The 16,000-nt window shown below is 64.3% G+C and carries 19 protein-coding genes, 1 tRNA gene and 1 pseudogene; 9 read left to right on the forward strand and 12 right to left on the reverse strand.

What is annotated here, in order from left to right; translation table 11 throughout:
• Position 1 precedes the first annotated feature (1 nt).
• Positions 2-892: an N-formylglutamate amidohydrolase gene (locus tag U5A82_RS16935; protein WP_326292010.1), complete on the reverse strand. Its 891-nt coding sequence runs from the start codon at positions 890-892 to the stop codon at positions 2-4.
• A 143-nt stretch (positions 893-1,035) separates the two neighbouring features.
• Between U5A82_RS16935 and cpdR the strand changes: the two genes are divergently transcribed.
• Entirely contained in the window at positions 1,036-1,422 is a 387-nt protein-coding gene (gene cpdR, locus U5A82_RS16940; protein ID WP_326292011.1) for a cell cycle two-component system response regulator CpdR, read from the forward strand.
• Between the two features lie 35 nt (positions 1,423-1,457).
• Here the strand turns inward: cpdR and U5A82_RS16945 are convergent, their stop codons facing one another.
• Positions 1,458-2,789: a dicarboxylate/amino acid:cation symporter gene (locus U5A82_RS16945; protein ID WP_326292012.1), complete on the reverse strand. Its 1,332-nt coding sequence runs from the start codon at positions 2,787-2,789 to the stop codon at positions 1,458-1,460.
• A gap of 144 nt (positions 2,790-2,933) precedes the next feature.
• Between U5A82_RS16945 and U5A82_RS16950 the strand changes: the two genes are divergently transcribed.
• Both U5A82_RS16950 and U5A82_RS16955 read left to right on the forward strand, forming a co-directional pair.
• Positions 2,934-3,008: transfer RNA gene (locus U5A82_RS16950), tRNA-Val, on the forward strand.
• A 99-nt stretch (positions 3,009-3,107) separates the two neighbouring features.
• Positions 3,108-3,785, forward strand: coding sequence for a 5'-methylthioadenosine/S-adenosylhomocysteine nucleosidase (locus U5A82_RS16955; protein ID WP_326292014.1), 678 nt, complete (start codon positions 3,108-3,110; stop codon positions 3,783-3,785).
• Here U5A82_RS16955 and U5A82_RS16960 read toward each other — a convergent pair.
• From U5A82_RS16960 to petA, 5 genes are all read right to left on the reverse strand, one after another.
• Positions 3,737-4,807 carry an endonuclease/exonuclease/phosphatase family protein gene (locus U5A82_RS16960; RefSeq protein ID WP_326292016.1) on the reverse strand — a complete coding sequence of 357 codons (1,071 nt, stop codon included), beginning with the start codon at positions 4,805-4,807 and terminating at the stop codon, positions 3,737-3,739. The genes U5A82_RS16955 and U5A82_RS16960 overlap by 49 nt on opposite strands.
• Positions 4,808-4,824: 17 nt before the next feature.
• Entirely contained in the window at positions 4,825-5,361 is a 537-nt protein-coding gene (locus U5A82_RS16965) for an adenine phosphoribosyltransferase (protein ID WP_326292017.1), read from the reverse strand.
• A gap of 78 nt (positions 5,362-5,439) precedes the next feature.
• The gene (locus U5A82_RS16970) at positions 5,440-6,288 is read right to left on the reverse strand and encodes a cytochrome c1 (RefSeq protein ID WP_326292018.1); all 849 of its coding nucleotides are present in this window, start codon (positions 6,286-6,288) and stop codon (positions 5,440-5,442) included.
• 15 nt (positions 6,289-6,303) lie between these two features.
• Positions 6,304-7,596: a cytochrome b gene (locus U5A82_RS16975; RefSeq protein WP_326292019.1), complete on the reverse strand. Its 1,293-nt coding sequence runs from the start codon at positions 7,594-7,596 to the stop codon at positions 6,304-6,306.
• Positions 7,597-7,607: 11 nt separating this feature from the next.
• Complete coding sequence (gene petA / locus U5A82_RS16980) at positions 7,608-8,174, reverse strand: ubiquinol-cytochrome c reductase iron-sulfur subunit (RefSeq protein WP_326292020.1); 567 nt, start codon at positions 8,172-8,174, stop codon at positions 7,608-7,610.
• Between the two features lie 209 nt (positions 8,175-8,383).
• Here petA and U5A82_RS16985 point away from each other — a divergent pair, with 209 nt between their 5' ends.
• The 3 genes and pseudogenes from U5A82_RS16985 (at position 8,384) to U5A82_RS16995 (ending at position 10,323) form a co-directional block, all read left to right on the forward strand.
• Positions 8,384-8,842 (forward strand): tRNA (cytidine(34)-2'-O)-methyltransferase, encoded by a 459-nt coding sequence (locus U5A82_RS16985; protein ID WP_326292021.1) that lies wholly within the window; start codon positions 8,384-8,386, stop codon positions 8,840-8,842.
• Between the two features lie 110 nt (positions 8,843-8,952).
• Positions 8,953-9,728, forward strand: a pseudogene (hemF, locus tag U5A82_RS16990) (oxygen-dependent coproporphyrinogen oxidase).
• Positions 9,729-9,732: 4 nt separating this feature from the next.
• Positions 9,733-10,323 carry a GNAT family N-acetyltransferase gene (locus tag U5A82_RS16995; RefSeq protein ID WP_326292022.1) on the forward strand — a complete coding sequence of 197 codons (591 nt, stop codon included), beginning with the start codon at positions 9,733-9,735 and terminating at the stop codon, positions 10,321-10,323.
• Here the strand turns inward: U5A82_RS16995 and U5A82_RS17000 are convergent.
• Positions 10,320-11,135 (reverse strand): DUF7847 domain-containing protein, encoded by an 816-nt coding sequence (locus U5A82_RS17000; RefSeq protein ID WP_326292023.1) that lies wholly within the window; start codon positions 11,133-11,135, stop codon positions 10,320-10,322. The genes U5A82_RS16995 and U5A82_RS17000 overlap by 4 nt on opposite strands.
• 95 nt (positions 11,136-11,230) lie before the next feature.
• On the opposite strand from U5A82_RS17000, the gene lipB reads away from it, so the two are divergent.
• The 3 genes from lipB to U5A82_RS17015 all read left to right on the forward strand — a co-directional run bounded on the left by lipB (position 11,231) and on the right by U5A82_RS17015 (position 13,055).
• On the forward strand, positions 11,231-11,938 hold the full coding sequence (gene lipB, locus U5A82_RS17005; protein WP_326292975.1) for a lipoyl(octanoyl) transferase LipB: 708 nt from the start codon (positions 11,231-11,233) through the stop codon (positions 11,936-11,938).
• Positions 11,939-12,000: 62 nt separating this feature from the next.
• On the forward strand, positions 12,001-12,276 hold the full coding sequence (locus U5A82_RS17010; protein WP_326292024.1) for a hypothetical protein: 276 nt from the start codon (positions 12,001-12,003) through the stop codon (positions 12,274-12,276).
• Between the two features lie 86 nt (positions 12,277-12,362).
• On the forward strand, positions 12,363-13,055 hold the full coding sequence (locus U5A82_RS17015; RefSeq protein ID WP_326292025.1) for a hypothetical protein: 693 nt from the start codon (positions 12,363-12,365) through the stop codon (positions 13,053-13,055).
• A gap of 12 nt (positions 13,056-13,067) precedes the next feature.
• On the opposite strand, the gene queE is transcribed toward U5A82_RS17015, so the two are convergent.
• The 4 genes from queE to hslO form a co-directional block, all read right to left on the reverse strand.
• On the reverse strand, positions 13,068-13,715 hold the full coding sequence (gene queE / locus U5A82_RS17020) for a 7-carboxy-7-deazaguanine synthase (RefSeq protein ID WP_326292026.1): 648 nt from the start codon (positions 13,713-13,715) through the stop codon (positions 13,068-13,070).
• A gap of 13 nt (positions 13,716-13,728) precedes the next feature.
• Positions 13,729-14,421, reverse strand: coding sequence for a 7-cyano-7-deazaguanine synthase QueC (queC, locus tag U5A82_RS17025; protein ID WP_326292028.1), 693 nt, complete (start codon positions 14,419-14,421; stop codon positions 13,729-13,731).
• 46 nt (positions 14,422-14,467) lie between these two features.
• A complete protein-coding gene (locus U5A82_RS17030; RefSeq protein ID WP_326292030.1) occupies positions 14,468-14,878 on the reverse strand; it encodes a DUF3617 domain-containing protein in 411 nt (136 codons plus the stop codon).
• A gap of 119 nt (positions 14,879-14,997) precedes the next feature.
• Complete coding sequence (hslO, locus tag U5A82_RS17035) at positions 14,998-15,906, reverse strand: Hsp33 family molecular chaperone HslO (RefSeq protein WP_326292031.1); 909 nt, start codon at positions 15,904-15,906, stop codon at positions 14,998-15,000.
• Between the last annotated feature and the right edge of the window lie 94 nt (positions 15,907-16,000).

The following is a 16,000-nucleotide window of genomic DNA, read 5'->3' on the forward strand; positions in this document are numbered from 1 at the left end:
CCTATTCCGCCGCCAGCGCATAACCGGCGCGCGGCAACTCCACCGCCAGCGCCTCTACCATCCCCGCGATGATCGCCTGCATCCGCGCCACGCCCGGCCCGGGCTGATCGAGCGCACCGTCCAGATAGAGCGTCCGATCAATCTCCAGCTGGATCGCATGCAGCCCCTGCTCCGGTCGGCCGTGCCGATCGACCATATGGTCGCCTGCATAGGGGTGATTTTGAGCGACGGTCAGGCCATGACTGGCCGCGACGTCGGCCGCCAGCATCATCAGCCGCGTCGATGCGCTCCGCCCGAAACGATCGCCCAGCACCATATCGGGGGCGGCCTGGCCGGCGGCAGCGCCGAGCGGCGGCATGGAATGCAGGTCGATCAAGATCGCATGCCCATGCGCCTCCCGCGCGGCGGCCATCATATGGCCCAGCGCGGCGTGATAGGGACGATGCACGGTGTCGATGCGGCGGCGCGCTTCGGCCCAGGACATCGGGCCGCGCCACAGTTCATGCGCCCCCGGCATGCGGCGGGGAAAAAGGCCGAGGCCACCCCGCAGCTTCGCACTGCTTTGTAGCGTCGCGTCGCGCGGCAGATCGGCAATCATGCCCGGGTCGATCTCGCGCTCATGGCGATTGAGGTCGATCATGGCCCGGGGCGTTCGCGCGACGATGATGGAAAAGCCGCGCGCGATCAGGGGCTCAACCAGAATATCGACCCGGCGATCCTCCAGACGACGCAAAATCGATACCGGAACACGGGCAGACGCCAGCAGATCTGCCCCATAGGCGCGACCGGCATGGGGAACGGACAGAATGATGGGTCGGTCGGGAATGATCGGTCCGTGGAGGTCGAACGCCGTCTCGCCAGGGATCGGGGAATGCGGCGCGGGGTGATCCAATGCGGCTCCTTTCACCGGCGCGCCAAAAAAGGTAACCCGGCTGGCAAATATTTACACCTTGTCGCATATAAGCGGGCTGAGCGCCACCCTGCCGGGTCGGACGCCAAGCGCCGTGGGACGGCCGAGCAGGAATGTTGGGGGCAATGGTTCGCATTTTATTGGCGGAAGATGATGAAAGCATGCGGACCTATCTGGCCCGTGCGCTGGAACGGTCGGGATATGACGTCGTATCGGTGGGAACCGGTATGGAGGCGTTGCCCCATATCGAATCGGATCGGTTCGACCTGCTGTTGACCGACATCGTGATGCCCGAAATGGACGGCATCGAACTGGCGCAACATGCCGCATCGGTCGCGCCGGACATGCGGATCATGTTCATCACCGGCTTTGCCGCCGTCACGCTGAAGGCCGGCAAGGCGGTGCCGCAGGCCAAGGTGCTGTCCAAGCCCTTCCACCTGCGCGACCTGGTGCTGGAGGTCGAACGGATGTTCGGCAGCGAAAGCGTACCGGCGACCACAGACAATCCGTGACACTTCGGGCGCTGGATGCTCCAGCGTCGGGAAGGTCAATCGGGCACCACTTCCTGCATATCGGGCGTGGGGTCCAACGGCTGGCCCGCCATCGCGGCATTGAACCGGTCGCGGTCCAGCCCCTTTTCCCACACCGACACCACCACGGTCGCCACCGCGTTGCCGATGAAGTTGGTCAGGCTGCGACATTCGCTCATGAAGCGATCGACCCCCAGGATCAGCGTCATGCCCGCAACCGGCACGGACGGCACGATCGACAAGGTCGCGGCCAGGGTAATGAAGCCCGCGCCGGTGACGCCCGCCGCGCCCTTGGAGGATATCATCGCGACCAGCAGCAGCAATATCTGCTGTTCCAGACTGAGGTCGACATTGCACGCCTGCGCGATGAACAGCGCCGCCAGCGTCATGTAGATATTCGTGCCATCGAGGTTGAAGCTGTAGCCGGTGGGCACCACCAGCCCGACCACGGACTTGCGGCAACCGGCGCGCTCCATCTTCTCGATCAGGCTGGGCAATGCGGCTTCGGAGGAGGACGTCCCCAGCACCAGCAGCAACTCCGCTTTTAGGTAACGGATCAGGTGCAGGATGTTGAAGCCCGCGAACCAGCCCACCGTCCCCAGCACCCCCAGCACGAACAGCAGCGAGGTCAGGTAGAAAGTCGCCACCAGTCCCGCGAGATTGGCCAAGGTGCCGACGCCATATTCCGCAATGGTGAAGGCCATTGCGCCGAAGGCCCCGATCGGCGCGGCCTTCATCAGGAAACCCACCAGCTTGAACACCGCATGGCTGGCGGATTCCAGCACGATCAACAGCGGCTTCGCCTTGTCCCCGATCATGGTGAGCGCGATGCCGAACAGGATGGCGACGAACAGCACCTGGAGGATGTTGCCGTCCGCCACGGCCGACACCATGGTCGACGGGATGATACTCATCAGGAAGCCCGTCAGGGTCCGCTCATGCGCCTGATGCGCATAGTCGGCTACCTTGCCCGCATCCAGCGTGGCGGGATCGATGTTGAGGCCCGCGCCCGGCTGCACGACATTGGCGACGATCAGGCCCACGACCAGCGCCAGCGTGGAGAAGGTCAGGAAATAGCCGAACGCCTTGGCCGCGACCCGGCCGATCGCGCCCAGTTCCTTCATGCCCGCGATGCCGGTGACGATGGTCAGGAAGATGACGGGCGCGATGATCATCTTCACCAGCTTGATGAATGCCTCGCCGAGCGGCTTGAGCTGCTTGCCCGTGTCGGGCCAGACATGCCCGATCAGGACACCGAGCGCGATCGCGACGAGCACCTGAACGTACAGCTGGCGATAGAAGGGCAGTCGCGGCGCAGCCTGGACCGGCGAAGATGGCGATGGCAACATATGTCCTGGCGTCCCCCTATTTGCCGTGCAGCATATGAGCGGCCCCTGCCCTGTCCAGAACAATATCGGCCGGAAGAATATCGTCGCGTTTCAATTTCCTGCTTGCGCGGTTCGCATACCCCCGTTATTGGCCCCCTCCACGGCGGGCGTGTAGCTCAGTGGTAGAGCACTGTGTTGACATCGCAGGGGTCGCAAGTTCAATCCTTGCCACGCCCACCATGACAAAGCCCGTCGCTTCTTTTCGAGGCGGCGGGCTTTCTCTTTTGCGGCGGTGCGCATGCCGCGCTACAGGCCGGACGATCAACCAGGAGGCTGGACATGACGCCGGGCTACGAAACGATTGCCAATAAACGCATATTGTTCGTCATGGCGGTGGAAGCCGAATATGGTCCGCATCTGCGCGCGCGTTTCACACCTGTGATGACCGGTGTCGGCCCCGTGGAGGCTGCGCTGGCGACGGGCATCGCCCTGCATGACATGGCGCGACTTAAGGCACTGCCCGATCTGGTGGTTTGCCTGGGATCGGCGGGATCGCGTATCTGCCCGCTGGGTGATGTCTTCCAGATGTCCAGCGTATCGTGGCGTGACATGGACGCGTCGCGGCTGGGCTTTACAAAAGGGGTGACGCCTTTCATCGATCATCCGGTCGACCTGCCGCTGGTCACACCCCTCGCCATCCCGACAGCGCGACTATCCACGGGCGCGAACATCGTGGGTGGCGAAGACTATGCCGCGATCGACGCCGACATGGTCGACATGGAAACCTTTGCGGTGGCGCGGGCCTGCGCGCGCTTCGACGTGCCGCTGATGGGCCTGCGCGGCGTGTCGGACGGGCCGGGCGAGCTGGATCATATCCATGGCTGGATGGAACTGCTTGGCCTGCTGGACGAACGTCTGGCGGCAGCGGTGGACCTGCTGCCGGACGCGCTGAGCCAAGCGAAAGCGTCTCAGCAACCGTTCTGCACGACCATGTCTTTAGGCCAGGAAAGCCGATAGGTTACGAGCAGGCCGTCATGATCGGAAAGCTGGGGGCCGTCGGCGCCGCCATCGAACATCGCTTCGACCCGCACGGGCCGGATCGCAACATGGTCGCCCGTCCAGAAAAATTGCAGATCCTGCGTATCCATCCAGGGCTGCTGTCCATCCCAGGACAGGCGCACGTCGCAACCGGATGAGCGATCCGCGCAGACGCGATGCACCAGGTCGAGCGATTGATAGCGCGAGAAATTCTCCCACCTCGGTTCGGAGTGCCGCATGTTGAAATCGCCGCCGAAGATCAACGGATAGGCGTCGTCATGAGAGCGGTCGATGAACGCCGAAGCTTCAAGCGACTGGCGATCATGCGCGGCGAGATTGCGGTGGTCGGGTGCGCGGGATGCGCCGCGGCTGTTCATATGGGTATTATAGATGTCGACTGGCGTCGGGACGCCGGGAATCGCGACCCGCGCCAGGACGATGCCCTTGTTGGCGAGGCAGTCGAGGCCGGCGCAGGAGCGGCGACCATAGGCATGCCTATCGCCGTGGATGATCGCATAGCGCGATGCGATGGCCAGCCCGCCACCCGTCAGATGCAGGCCGATTTCGCCACGCTTGATATGGGAACGCCCCGGCAGCACCTCCTTCGTCGCATTGCGCGCGCGGGTCGTGCGGCGCGGGCCGGTGACGATGGCGGGATAGCCGGTGGCGGTAACGGCCCGCTTCGCAGCGCCGCTGAACATTTCCTGGAACAGGACGACATCGGGCGCGCGGCCCTCCCTGCGCAGGGCTGCCAGACGTTCCCCGATGGCGTGGAGCGAAGGCGCGCGTCCTGCGCGTGCGGGCCACCCCAGACCTTCGATATTATAGGTCAGCACCGTCAGAGTGGTGGTCGCGATCTTACCGTCCGCCTCTACCGCGACGGTCGGCGGTGTAGCCTGCGCACAGGTCATGGCCCGGTGAGGCAGCGGCGTCGCGCAGCCCGATGCCAGCAACAGCACGGCGATTATCGCGCACCGGATCTGGAGATTGCCCGTCATCATATATGCGCCCGGGCCGATCAGTCGCCTTCGAACAGGATCAGCGCCTGCGACGCGACCCCATCGGCCTCCAACGCCGCCTTGCCGCCCAGATCGGGCAGGTCGACCGCGAACAGGGCCATCAGCACGCTTGCCCCCTGTTCGCGCAACAACTGCGCAGCGGCGAGCGCGGTGCCGCCCGTGGCGATGAGATCGTCGACCAAGATGACCCGCGCACCTCGTGGCACCTGCCCTTCATGCAGTTCCAGTCGGTCGGTGCCATATTCCAGCACATAGTCGATGCCGACAGTCTTGCCGGGCAGCTTGCCCTTTTTGCGCACCGGCACGAAGCCCTTGCCCAATGCGACCGCCAGCGCTGCGCCCAAAATGAACCCCCGCGCCTCGATCCCCACGATCAGGTCGGGGTCCAGCGGCCGGGCGACTGCGGTCAGGCGATCCACCAGTTCGGCAAAACCCGGACCATCGGCCAACAGGGTCGTCACGTCGCGGAACTGGATGCCCGGCTTTGGAAAATCCGGGATGGTGCGGATCAGGGCCGTCAGGCTGTCGATGCTCATGGGCTGCTCCATAGAGAAAGGGCGCGGCTTCCTCAAGAAACCGCGCCCTTATAACTTTCGCCCTATAGCGTCGGGCGGTCAGGCCGCCTTTTTCTTGTCCGCCCAGATATTCTGATAGGACATGTAAGCCAGGCCCGTGGCGATCAGCAGGAAGAAGATCGTCGCCAGACCTGCACGACGGCGGTTTTCCAGCTTGGGTTCGGCGGTCCAGGTCAGGAAGGCCGCTACGTCCTTCGCCATCTGGTCTACGGTCGGCTTGGTGCCGTCGCCGTAAGTGACCTGGCCCTCGGCCGTCAGCGGCGGTGCCATGGCAAGGTTGAGGTTCGGGAAATAAGGGTTGTAGTGCAGCCCTTCCGGCGTCTTGGCGTCCGGGAATTCCTTGAGCAGTTCCGCAGGCTGCGCCTGGAAGCCGGTCAGCAGCGAATAGACATAGGCGCTGCCATGGTGGCGGGCCTTGGTCATCAGCGACAGGTCTGGCGGGATCGCATTGTTGTTCGCCGCCGCCGCCGCGACATTGTTCGCGAAGGGCTTGGGGAAGTGATCGGCCGGAACCGGTTCGCGGCTGGAAGCCTCGCCGGTGGCCGGGTCGACCGACGGCGTCTTGATCGCCCACTGCTTGGCGATCGCCTTCACTTCGGCTTCGTTATAGCCAAGCGCCGCAAGATCACGGAACGCGACGAACTTCAGGCTGTGGCAGGCCGAGCAGACCTCCTTGAACACCTGAAAGCCGCGCTGCAACTGCGCCTGGTCATATTTGCCGAGCGGCCCGTCGAACGAGAAAGCCACATGCTTGGGCGCCAGGTGGAATTCATGTTCCACCGTGGGGACTGGCGGCTCGGAGACATAAGCCACCGCGCCGATCAGGAAGGAAATGAACAGCCAGCCTGCAAAGAAGAGGCCGACGAGGAATGCGCCAATGCGAACCATGGTCTTATCTACCCCTTATTCGGCCGGGACCGCGACGGTTGCGCCGTCGGTCTTGCCATATTTCGCCAGCACCGCCTCAGTGATCGAGCCGGGCAGCGGCAGCGGCTTTTCAAAGCGCGAGATCAGCGGAAGGATGATCAGGAAGTGGGCGAAATAATAGGCCGCCGCGACCTGGCTCATCATGACATAGGGTTCTTCCGCCGGCGCGCCGCCCAACCAGCCCAGTATCAGCACGTCAATGACGAGTATCCAGAAGAACTTGTTGAAGGTCGGCCGATATTTGCCCGACCGCACCGGCGAGGTGTCGAGCCAGGGCAGGAAGAAGAGCAGCAGGATCGACGCGAACATCGCCAGCACGCCCAGCAGCTTGGCGGGGACGAAGAAGAAGTCCACCGTGAAGGCGCGCAGGATGGCGTAGAAGGGCCAGAAATACCATTCCGGCACGATGTGAGCGGGGGTCGAGAGCGGGTTCGCCTCGATATAGTTATCCGGATGGCCCAGGAAGTTGGGCGCGAAGAACAGCAGGATCGAGAAGGCGATCAGGAAGACGCCCGCGCCGAAACCATCCTTGGCGGTGTAATAGGGATGGAAGGGCACAGTGTCCTGCGGCCCCTTCACTTCCACGCCGGTCGGGTTCGAGGACCCCGGAATATGCAGCGCCCAGATGTGCAGGATGATGACGCCCGCAATCACGAAGGGCAGCAGGAAGTGCAGCGAGAAGAAGCGGTTGAGCGAGGCGTTGCCGGGGGCAAAGCCGCCCAGAAGCCAGGTCTGGATCGGCTCGCCCACGACCGGGATCGCGCCGAACAGGCCGGTGATGACCTTCGCACCCCAATAGCTCATCTGCCCCCAGGGCAACACATAGCCCATGAAGGCTGTCGCCATCATCAGCAGGAAGATGACGAGGCCGAGCAGCCACACCATTTCGCGAGGCGCCTTGTAGGAGCCGAAATAGAGGCCGCGGAAGATGTGGAGATAGACCACGATGAAGAAGAAGCTGGCGCCGTTGGCGTGCGCATAGCGCATCAGCCAGCCGGCATTGACGTCGCGCATCGTCTGTTCGACGGTGCCGAAAGCGACCAGGTCATTGGCGCCATAATGCATCGCCATGATGATGCCGGTCACGATCTGGATCACCAGCGCCAAGCCGGCGAGAACACCGAAGTTCCAGAAATAGTTGAGGTTGCGCGGCACCGGATAGCCAGCGCCGATCGCATTGTAGACGAGGCGCGGCACAGGCAGCTTCTCGTCGACCCACTGCATCACGGGATGCTTCGGCGTATAATGCTCAGCCCAGGGAAAGCTCATCGTTTCTTACCTCAGCCTACGAGAATGGCGGTGTCGGAAGTGAAGCTGAACTTCGGCACTTCCAGGTTCTTGGGCGCGGGGCCTTTGCGGATGCGCGCAGCGGTGTCGTAGGACGACCCGTGGCAAGGGCAGAAATAGCCGCCAAATTCGCCGCGATTTTCACCTTCGCCCGCGCCCAGCGGCACGCAGCCCAGATGGGTGCAGACGCCCATCGTCACCAGCCACTCCTTCTTGCCGTCGACGGTGCGCTCTTCCAGCGTCTGCGGGTCGCGCAGGGTGGAGGCGTCGACCTTGTCGGCTTCGGCGATTTCCTTGGGGGTCAGCTGGCGCACGAAGAGCGGCTGGCTGCGGAAGGTGGTCTTGATCGCCTGGCCCGGCTGGATCGCGGACAAGTCGACTTCGGTCGACGCGAGGGCCAGCACGTCGGCGCTGGGGTTCATCTGGTCGATGAGCGGCAGGACCACGGCGACCGCGCCGACTCCCGCAAAGCTCACCGCGGCGATGTTGATAAAATCGCGGCGGCGCACGCCATCTTCGCCGGATGGACCCGTGCCGTCTATATGTTCAACGCTCGCCATGCACCTCTACCCTTGCAATAACGTTCCCTGATCCCGCCGCAATGCCGTGATCGACCCTGTTTATCAAGGGATTTACGGTGCCATATAGATACGGCCCCCGCCTACCCCCTGGCGTGGTTCGGGGCCTGATAACCGGACTGGCGGCTCTTTGCCAACAGCAAACTCGCCAGCCCTATGACAATTTGCCGCAGTGCATTAAGGCGCGGGGCATGCGTATTGCCCTTTATCAACCCGAAATCGCCGGCAATGTCGGCGCGATCCTGCGTCTGGCGGCCTGCTTCGCCGTGCCTGTGGACATCATCATGCCGACCGGATTCGCTTTCTCCGACACACGGCTCAAACGCGCGGCGATGGATTATGGGGAGGCCGCCGATGTCACCCGCCACGCCAATTTCGCCGATTTCGACGCCGCGCGTCGCGCGCAGGGCCGCCGCCTGATGCTGATGAGCGCCCACGCCTCCCAGAAACTGCCGGATGTTCAGTTTCAGGCCGACGACGTCCTGTTGATGGGATCGGAAAGCGCAGGCGTGCCGACCGACGTGCGCGATCTGGCCGATGTTCGCATCCGCATCCCGATGGCGCCCGGCTTTCGATCGCTGAACATCGCCGTTTCGACCGGCATCGCCGTCGCCGAAGCCCTTCGCCAGACCGGAAAGTTTCCTGAATGACCGACAGCAATCCGATTCCCACCGTCCCCTTCCCCCTGGACGCCCGACAGCAGGCGGCGCGCAGTTGGTTCGAATCGCTGCGCGACCGTATCTGCGCGGCGTTCGAGGCGATCGAGCGCGAAGCGGGCAGCGACGCGCGCTTCGGCTATACCGCCTGGGACCGGGAAGCCGAAGGCCAGGCGCCGGGCGAAGGCGGCGGTGGCGTGCGCGGCGTGATGAAGGGCAAGGTCTTCGAAAAGGTCGGCGTCAACGTGTCGACCGTGGGCGGCGAATTCGCCCCCGGCTTCGCCCAGACAATTCATGGCGCGGCCGACAACCCCGCCTTCTTCGCCACCGGGATCAGCCTGGTCGCGCATATGGCCAATCCCCACGTCCCGGCCGTGCATATGAACACCCGCTATCTGGTCACGACCAAAAGCTGGTTCGGCGGCGGCGCCGACCTCAATCCGCCCCTGCCCAGGCCCGAGGATACGGATCATTTCCACGCCATGTTCAAGGCCGCCTGCGACGCGCATGACCCGGACCATTATCCCCGATTCAAAGCATGGGCGGACGAATATTTCTTCATCCCCCATCGCGGTGTCCATCGCGGTGTCGGCGGCATCTTCTACGATCATCTCGAATGCGCGGACGATGTGGCGTTCGATGCGAATTTCGCCTTCACCCGCGCGGTGGGCGACGCCTTTCTAAACGCGTTCCCCCGATCGTGCGGCGGCGTATGGACGACCCATGGAGCGAGGCGGACTATCGCACCATGCTGGAATGGCGCGGGCGCTACGCCGAATTCAACCTGGTGCATGATCGCGGCACCCTGTTCGGCCTCAAGACCGGCGGCAATATCGACGCCATTTTGATGAGCCTGCCACCGATGGCGAGCTGGAGCTGACATCGTGGCGCTGACGCCGGTCGAGCCGGGGATGGTGGCGACGATCGTCACCCATCTGGAAATGCGCGAACGACCAAGGCCCGCGCCGATCCCGCCTGCCCCCTTGCGCCTCGTGCCTTGGAAGACGGCGGATCTGGACGCCTATCGCACGCTGTTCCGCCGGGTCGGCGCGCCGTGGCTGTGGTTTTCGCGGCTGGTCATGCAGGATTCGGAGCTGGCCGCGATCGTCCACGACCCGGCGGTGGAGGTCTATGCCGTCACCGATCCGCGCAGCACCGAAGTCGGCTTGCTGGAACTCGATTTCCGGTCCCTGCCCGATTGTGAACTGGGCTTTTTCGGGCTGGTGCCGGAATTGAATGGCAAGGGGCTGGGCGGCTGGCTGATGGCGCAGGCCAAATCGCTGGCCTGGCGCAAGGGCGTGGAGCGGTTCTGGGTCCACACCTGCACGCTCGACAGCCCGGTCGCGCTGGGATTCTACGTCAAATCCGGCTTCGTCCCCTATGGCCGGGAGATCGAGACGTTCGCCGATCCACGCCTCGTCGGCATACTGCCGCGCGACGCCGCGCCGCATGTGCCGATATTGGGACGCCTCTAGCGAAAGGTGTCGGCCACGTCCTGCGGCTGCGCCTGACGATAGAGCCGCGCCAGCATCACCAGCATATAGACCTGAACGATGCTCGACACGGCCGCCCCCGCAATCCCACCGGCCAGGCGCGCACCGTCCGGCCCGGCGATCATGCCGCCGAGCAGACCCACGATCAGCTGCGCCACCGATGCGGCGATGGTCGACAGCAGCATCACGAGGACGAGGAAGCCGAAAAGCCGCCAGAAATGGCCGCGCGTCAGCGCCCAGGCGCGGCGCAGCGAGTCCATCACGCCCGCCCGGCTGTCGATCACGACCGGGTTGAGCAGGACCAGCCGGATGCTGGCGAAAAACACTGCGCCGACCGCAGCGAAGCCCAGCAGCAGACCGATCGCGGCGGCCAGTTGCTTGGACGCGAGCGAAAAGACCACGCCGACCAGCACCGCCACCGTGAAGATGCCAGCGACCAGGCCGACCACGACCAGCGCCGTCCCGATCAGGACCGGCAATCGCGCAAAGCTCATGCGCAGCGCTTCCCCGACGCTGATGCCGGGGCGCAGCGCCAGGGCGAACAGGGCGAGCGATCCGAACCAGATGAGGATGATGGTCAACAGCATCGCCAGCGCGAAGCCGGGCGGCATGGCCGGAATCGTGTCCGGCTTGGGCGCGGCGAACCAGGCCTGCAATTCGGGCGGCGTCATTTCCTGCAGGATCAGGCCAGGCAGCGCCACGAACAACAAAGCCACCGGGAACAGCAGCGTCGCTTCGCGCGCGACGAAGACGACCGCCTCCTCCCACGCCTTGCCGATCGACATTGTCGTCATATCTATGCTGCCTGCCCTGTGATGCTAAAGCTCAAATGCGGCGCGAGACTTGATCGTTCGGCTCGCCCAAGTCAAGGAAGCGCCCCATGTCCGACATGCCTCCCAATTCATCCCCTGCCCCGCCCCCCGCCCAAGACGTCGAATGGCGAATCGATCTGGGCCTGCGCGACTATCCGACCGCGCTGGCCGATATGGAGGCGCGCGCGGCGGCCATTGCCGCCGGGGAAGCGCCGGAACGGGTGTGGTTGCTGGAGCATCCGCCGCTCTACACTGCCGGGACCAGCGCGGACCCCGCCGAACTGCTCGACTCGCGCTTTCCTGTCCATGATGCCGGGCGCGGCGGGCGCTACACCTATCATGGGCCGGGGCAGCGGATCGGCTATCTCAACATCGATCTGGGCAAGCGCGGCAAGGATGTTCGCAACTTCGTCCATCATCTCGAAGGCTGGATGATCGCAGCACTGGGCGAAATGGGCGTTTTGGCGCGGCGCGAGGAAGGGCGTATCGGCATCTGGGCAGACGATCCGCAACAGGGCGAAGCGAAGATCGGCGCATTGGGCATCCGTGTGCGACGCTGGGTCACGCTCCACGGCTTTTCGATCAACGTCGATCCCGACCTGTCCCATTTCGGTGGCATCATACCGTGTGGCATCGCCGAATATCCGGTCACCAGCATCGCGGCACTGGGCGGCAACGCCTCCATGGCGGCGCTGGACGAGGCGCTCAAGACGCATTTCCCGGCGTTTCTCAGCCGCTTGCGCCGTTGCGGCACAGGGGTTGAGCAATGCGAAATGGGAAGCTAGGGTCGCGCCTTCTGTTGCCGGGTGGACGCCTGCCGGGCATGGACCGCCGCAAGGAGACAGGGATGCGCCATATCGTTACCGCCACGCTGATCGTCGGCTGCCTGTCGCTGGCCGCCTGCGGTGGCAAGGAAGAAGGCGGCAACAAGGTGCAGATGAAGGATATGGAAGTGGTGGACGGCACCGCGACCGACGCCATGACCGACCTGGACGGCGTCCAAAGCGAGGGCACGGCGATTGCCCTGCCGGAAGGCAACGCCGCGGCCAATGGCAGCGCGCCCGCAAAGGCCGACCCTGAAAAGGCACCGGCGCAGGAAGCGGAAGTCCTGTCCGACCAATAAAGCAGGCTTGCATCGTTCAGGACCGATACAGTCGCGAAAATAGAATGAAGACGCTGATATGGCGCGCTTCCAGAGAGGCAGAATCAATGACATTGCGTTCCCCGTTGCGCCGCGCGATCGCCGGTTTGACCCTGGCTGTCGCGCCGATGATCGCGCAACCGGCATCGGCCCAGTTTTTCTGGTCGCCCCCCGATCTGAGCGCACCGCCGCTGACTGACGAGGCGGCTGCGACCGCCATGGGTCTGCCCGGCGCGACGGCGGCGGAGATCAAGGCAGGCCTCGCCTGGAATTTGCGCGCGGCGCTCAACGTCGGCGCGCTGCAATGCCAGTTCGAACCGACCTTGCTGTCTATCAGCAATTACAACGCGATGATCGCGCATCATGACGCGGAACTGGACGCTGCGCAGGCCGCCTTGCTCGCCTATTTCCAGCGGACCGCAGGCAAGGGCAAGGCGGGCCAGTCGGCGTCCGACATGTATAATACCCGTATCTATTCGGGCTATTCCACCGTTCAGGCGCAGAAGGGTTTCTGCCTCGCGACTGCGGAAGTCGGACGGCAGGCCATCTTTGCCGACCGCGGCACCCTGCACGAAGTGGGCCGCGCGGGGTTGGGATCGATCAAGAAATCGCTGGTTGCGGCAGGCGAGCAATTTTATGGGTCGCCCGGTTATGACTATGTCGTCGCCCTCCCCTCATTCGACCCCAAATGCTGGAAGAAGGGCGTCCTCCTGCCCCTGTGCCAGCAGGCCTGGAACGACAAAATCGGGCTGAAGCCCTGATCGCCTGATCGGTTAACGCAGGCCCAGATATTTATGGGCCTGCACCGTTAGTCGCCATTGCGGCCGGTCCATGACTAGCGCGATGGCGGCACGGGCGTTGTCGGCGGCATGGGCATCGTCCAGCGGCTGGAGCAGGTGATGGTCGAACGCCCACCCCTCCATCGCCGCCACGTCCGCCAGGGCATGGCCGCCATCGGGCTGCGGCCAGACCAGCTTCAATTCGTTGCCCGACCGCTGCACGACGGCGCTGCCCGCCTTGGGACTGATGCAGATCCAGTCGATGCCGGGATGGACGGGCAAGGTGCCGTTGCTCTCGATCGCGATGGTAAAACCGCGCGCATGCAGCGCGTCGACCAGCGCGTCGTCGACCTGCAACATCGGCTCGCCACCGGTCAGGACGATATAACGCCCCTCCGCCCTCTCGCCCCAAAAGCCAAGCGCCGCATCGGTCAGCGCATCGGCATGCGCGAACTTGCCGCCGCCCAGGCCGTCGGTGCCGACGAAATCGGTGTCGCAGAAGCGGCAGACGGCATCGCGCCTGTCCTGCTCCCGCCCGCTCCACAGATTGCAGCCGGCAAAACGTAGGAAGACGGCGCGCCGTCCGGCCTGCACCCCCTCCCCCTGAAGCGTCAGGAACATTTCCTTGACCGCATAGCTCATCGCCGTCCGCCTTTCAGGGCTGCGCGGCGTAGATGGTGGGATCGGGCAGGCCTGCTTCCTGATAACCCTTGGACCGCAGGCGGCAACTGTCGCACAGGCCGCAATGCTTGCCGTCGGGCGTCGGATCATAGCAGGACCAACTGATGCCCGCGTCCAGCCCCAGCCGATCGGCTTCGCGCGCGATGTCCGCCTTGCTCATAAATTGCAGCGGCGTCTGGATACGGATCGGATGGCCTTCCACCCCCGCCTTCGTCGCCAGCGTGGCCATCTTCTGGAAGGCGTCGATAAATTCGGGACGACAGTCGGGATAGCCCGAATAATCGAGCGCGTTGACACCGATGAAGATGTCGCTCGCACCCGCCACTTCGGCCAGGCCCAGCGTCAGGGACAGGAAGATGGTGTTGCGCGCCGGGACATAGGTCACCGGAATTGCATCGCCCACCCCGCCCTTCGGCACGGCGATGTCGGCGGTCAGGGCCGATCCGCCAAAGGCCGTCAAGTCCAGCGGCAGGACGATGTGCCGGATCGCGTTGAGCGCTTCGGCGACGCGCGCGGCGGCGCGCAGCTCGACACGATGCCGCTGATTATAGTCAATCGACAAAGCGAGGATGCGATAGCCGGCCTCGCGCGCCAGACCGCCCGCAACCATTGAGTCGAGCCCGCCAGACAGCAGCACGACGGCGAATTTTCCGTTATTGGCAACCATGGTCCCGCGCTACCCTTCACCGCGGCGCGGTGCAAGCGTCGGACGATCAGGGGCATTCGCCAATGCGCCGTCCTTCCGCCGAGAAAGAGAAGGGCGCGCCGTTCGCTATGCCCTGCGAACGGATCTGCACCAGCCGGTTGGTCTCCACGCGCAGGTCGGTGCGGCCATTGCCCGCTGCGGCGCAATCATAGGTGACCGTGACCGCATGCGCGTCGTCGCTGACGATGAAGCTGCGGCACATGGTACGACCATGCTGGACCTGCAACAGTTGGCGCAGGTCGCTGATGCAGAGCTTGCGCGTTTCGGCGCCTTCCCCGCGACCACGCAACTCCCATTCGCCGGTCTCCAACCCGCGCAAGGCCTGCGGCGCGGGCGCATTTGCCGCCGCCCAGGCCGAACCCGTCATTGCCGTCACTATCGCCAGTGCGCCGAACGCACGCAATCCCGCTACCGTCATGATCCCGCCCGTTTCTTCCAGAAAGCCATAAGGGCCATGCCATATAATTACGGCATTTTGATAGCGCCCACGACCGCACCTGCCCCAATCGCAAATATCCCGGCCAAGGCCCTTTGGGATCAGTGCGCGACAAAACTATCGAGCGCGAGCGGAAAGAGGCGCGAGCAAAAGGCGCAATCCACCCCGATAATGCCCTTTTCATCCGCCATTTCCGCCCGTTCGCTGGCAGGGAAGCGCCCGATGACGTCGCGGATATGATCCAGGTCGCATCGGCATCCCTTGGCCAGGGGCGTGGGGTCGGTGGCCCGCACCTCCTCCTCTTCATGGAACAACCGCCACACGATGTCGGTCAGCGGCAGCGCTTCGTCGGTCAGCTCGTCCGCCTTCAATGTCTGGGCCAGCGCTTGGACATGTTCCCATTCGGGATGGTCGTGCCGGACATGCAGCCGCTCGCGCCCCACTTCGCCTTCGGGCAGATGCTGGAGCAGAAGGCCGCCTGCAAGGCAACCCGCGCCCTTCTCATGCCGGGTCGCGATCTGGATGATGCTAGGGATCTGTTCGGACTGGAAGAAATAATGTTCGGCCGCCTCGGCCAGCGATTGCCCTTCCAGCGGGACGATGCCCTGATACCGCTCGCCCGACACCGACTGGTCGAAGGTGATCGCCAGATAGCCCTTGCCGAACAGCCCGAACAGGGTCGGGTCCGCGCCCTGTTCGGCCAGGCGGTCCGCATCGAATTTGGCGTACCCGCGCACGTCGCCATCCTTGTAATCGGCGACCAGCAGGCTGACGACGCCATTTTCCGTCTGCGCCTGCAAGGTCAGCTGACCGTTCGCCTGCTTGAGCGTGCTGCCGAGCAGAGCCGCCAGCACCAGCGCGGAGGCGAGCAACCGCTCGATCGCAGGCGGATAGGCATGAGCGGCCAGCACCTGATCCAGCACCGGACCCAGCCGCACGAGGCGACCGCGCGCATGGCGCGAGGGGATGGTGAAGCCAAGGGCCTGATCGATATGGGCGGAGGCGGACATGCTATGCTTTCTTCTCCCCTGTACGGGAGGAATTGGGGAACGGTCTGTTATGCAATGGGAGGGAGCTGGCCCCTCCCATACCCCCTCCCACACG

This window comes from Sphingobium sp. CR2-8, assembly GCF_035818615.1.
In the GTDB taxonomy this organism is placed as follows: domain Bacteria; phylum Pseudomonadota; class Alphaproteobacteria; order Sphingomonadales; family Sphingomonadaceae; genus Sphingobium.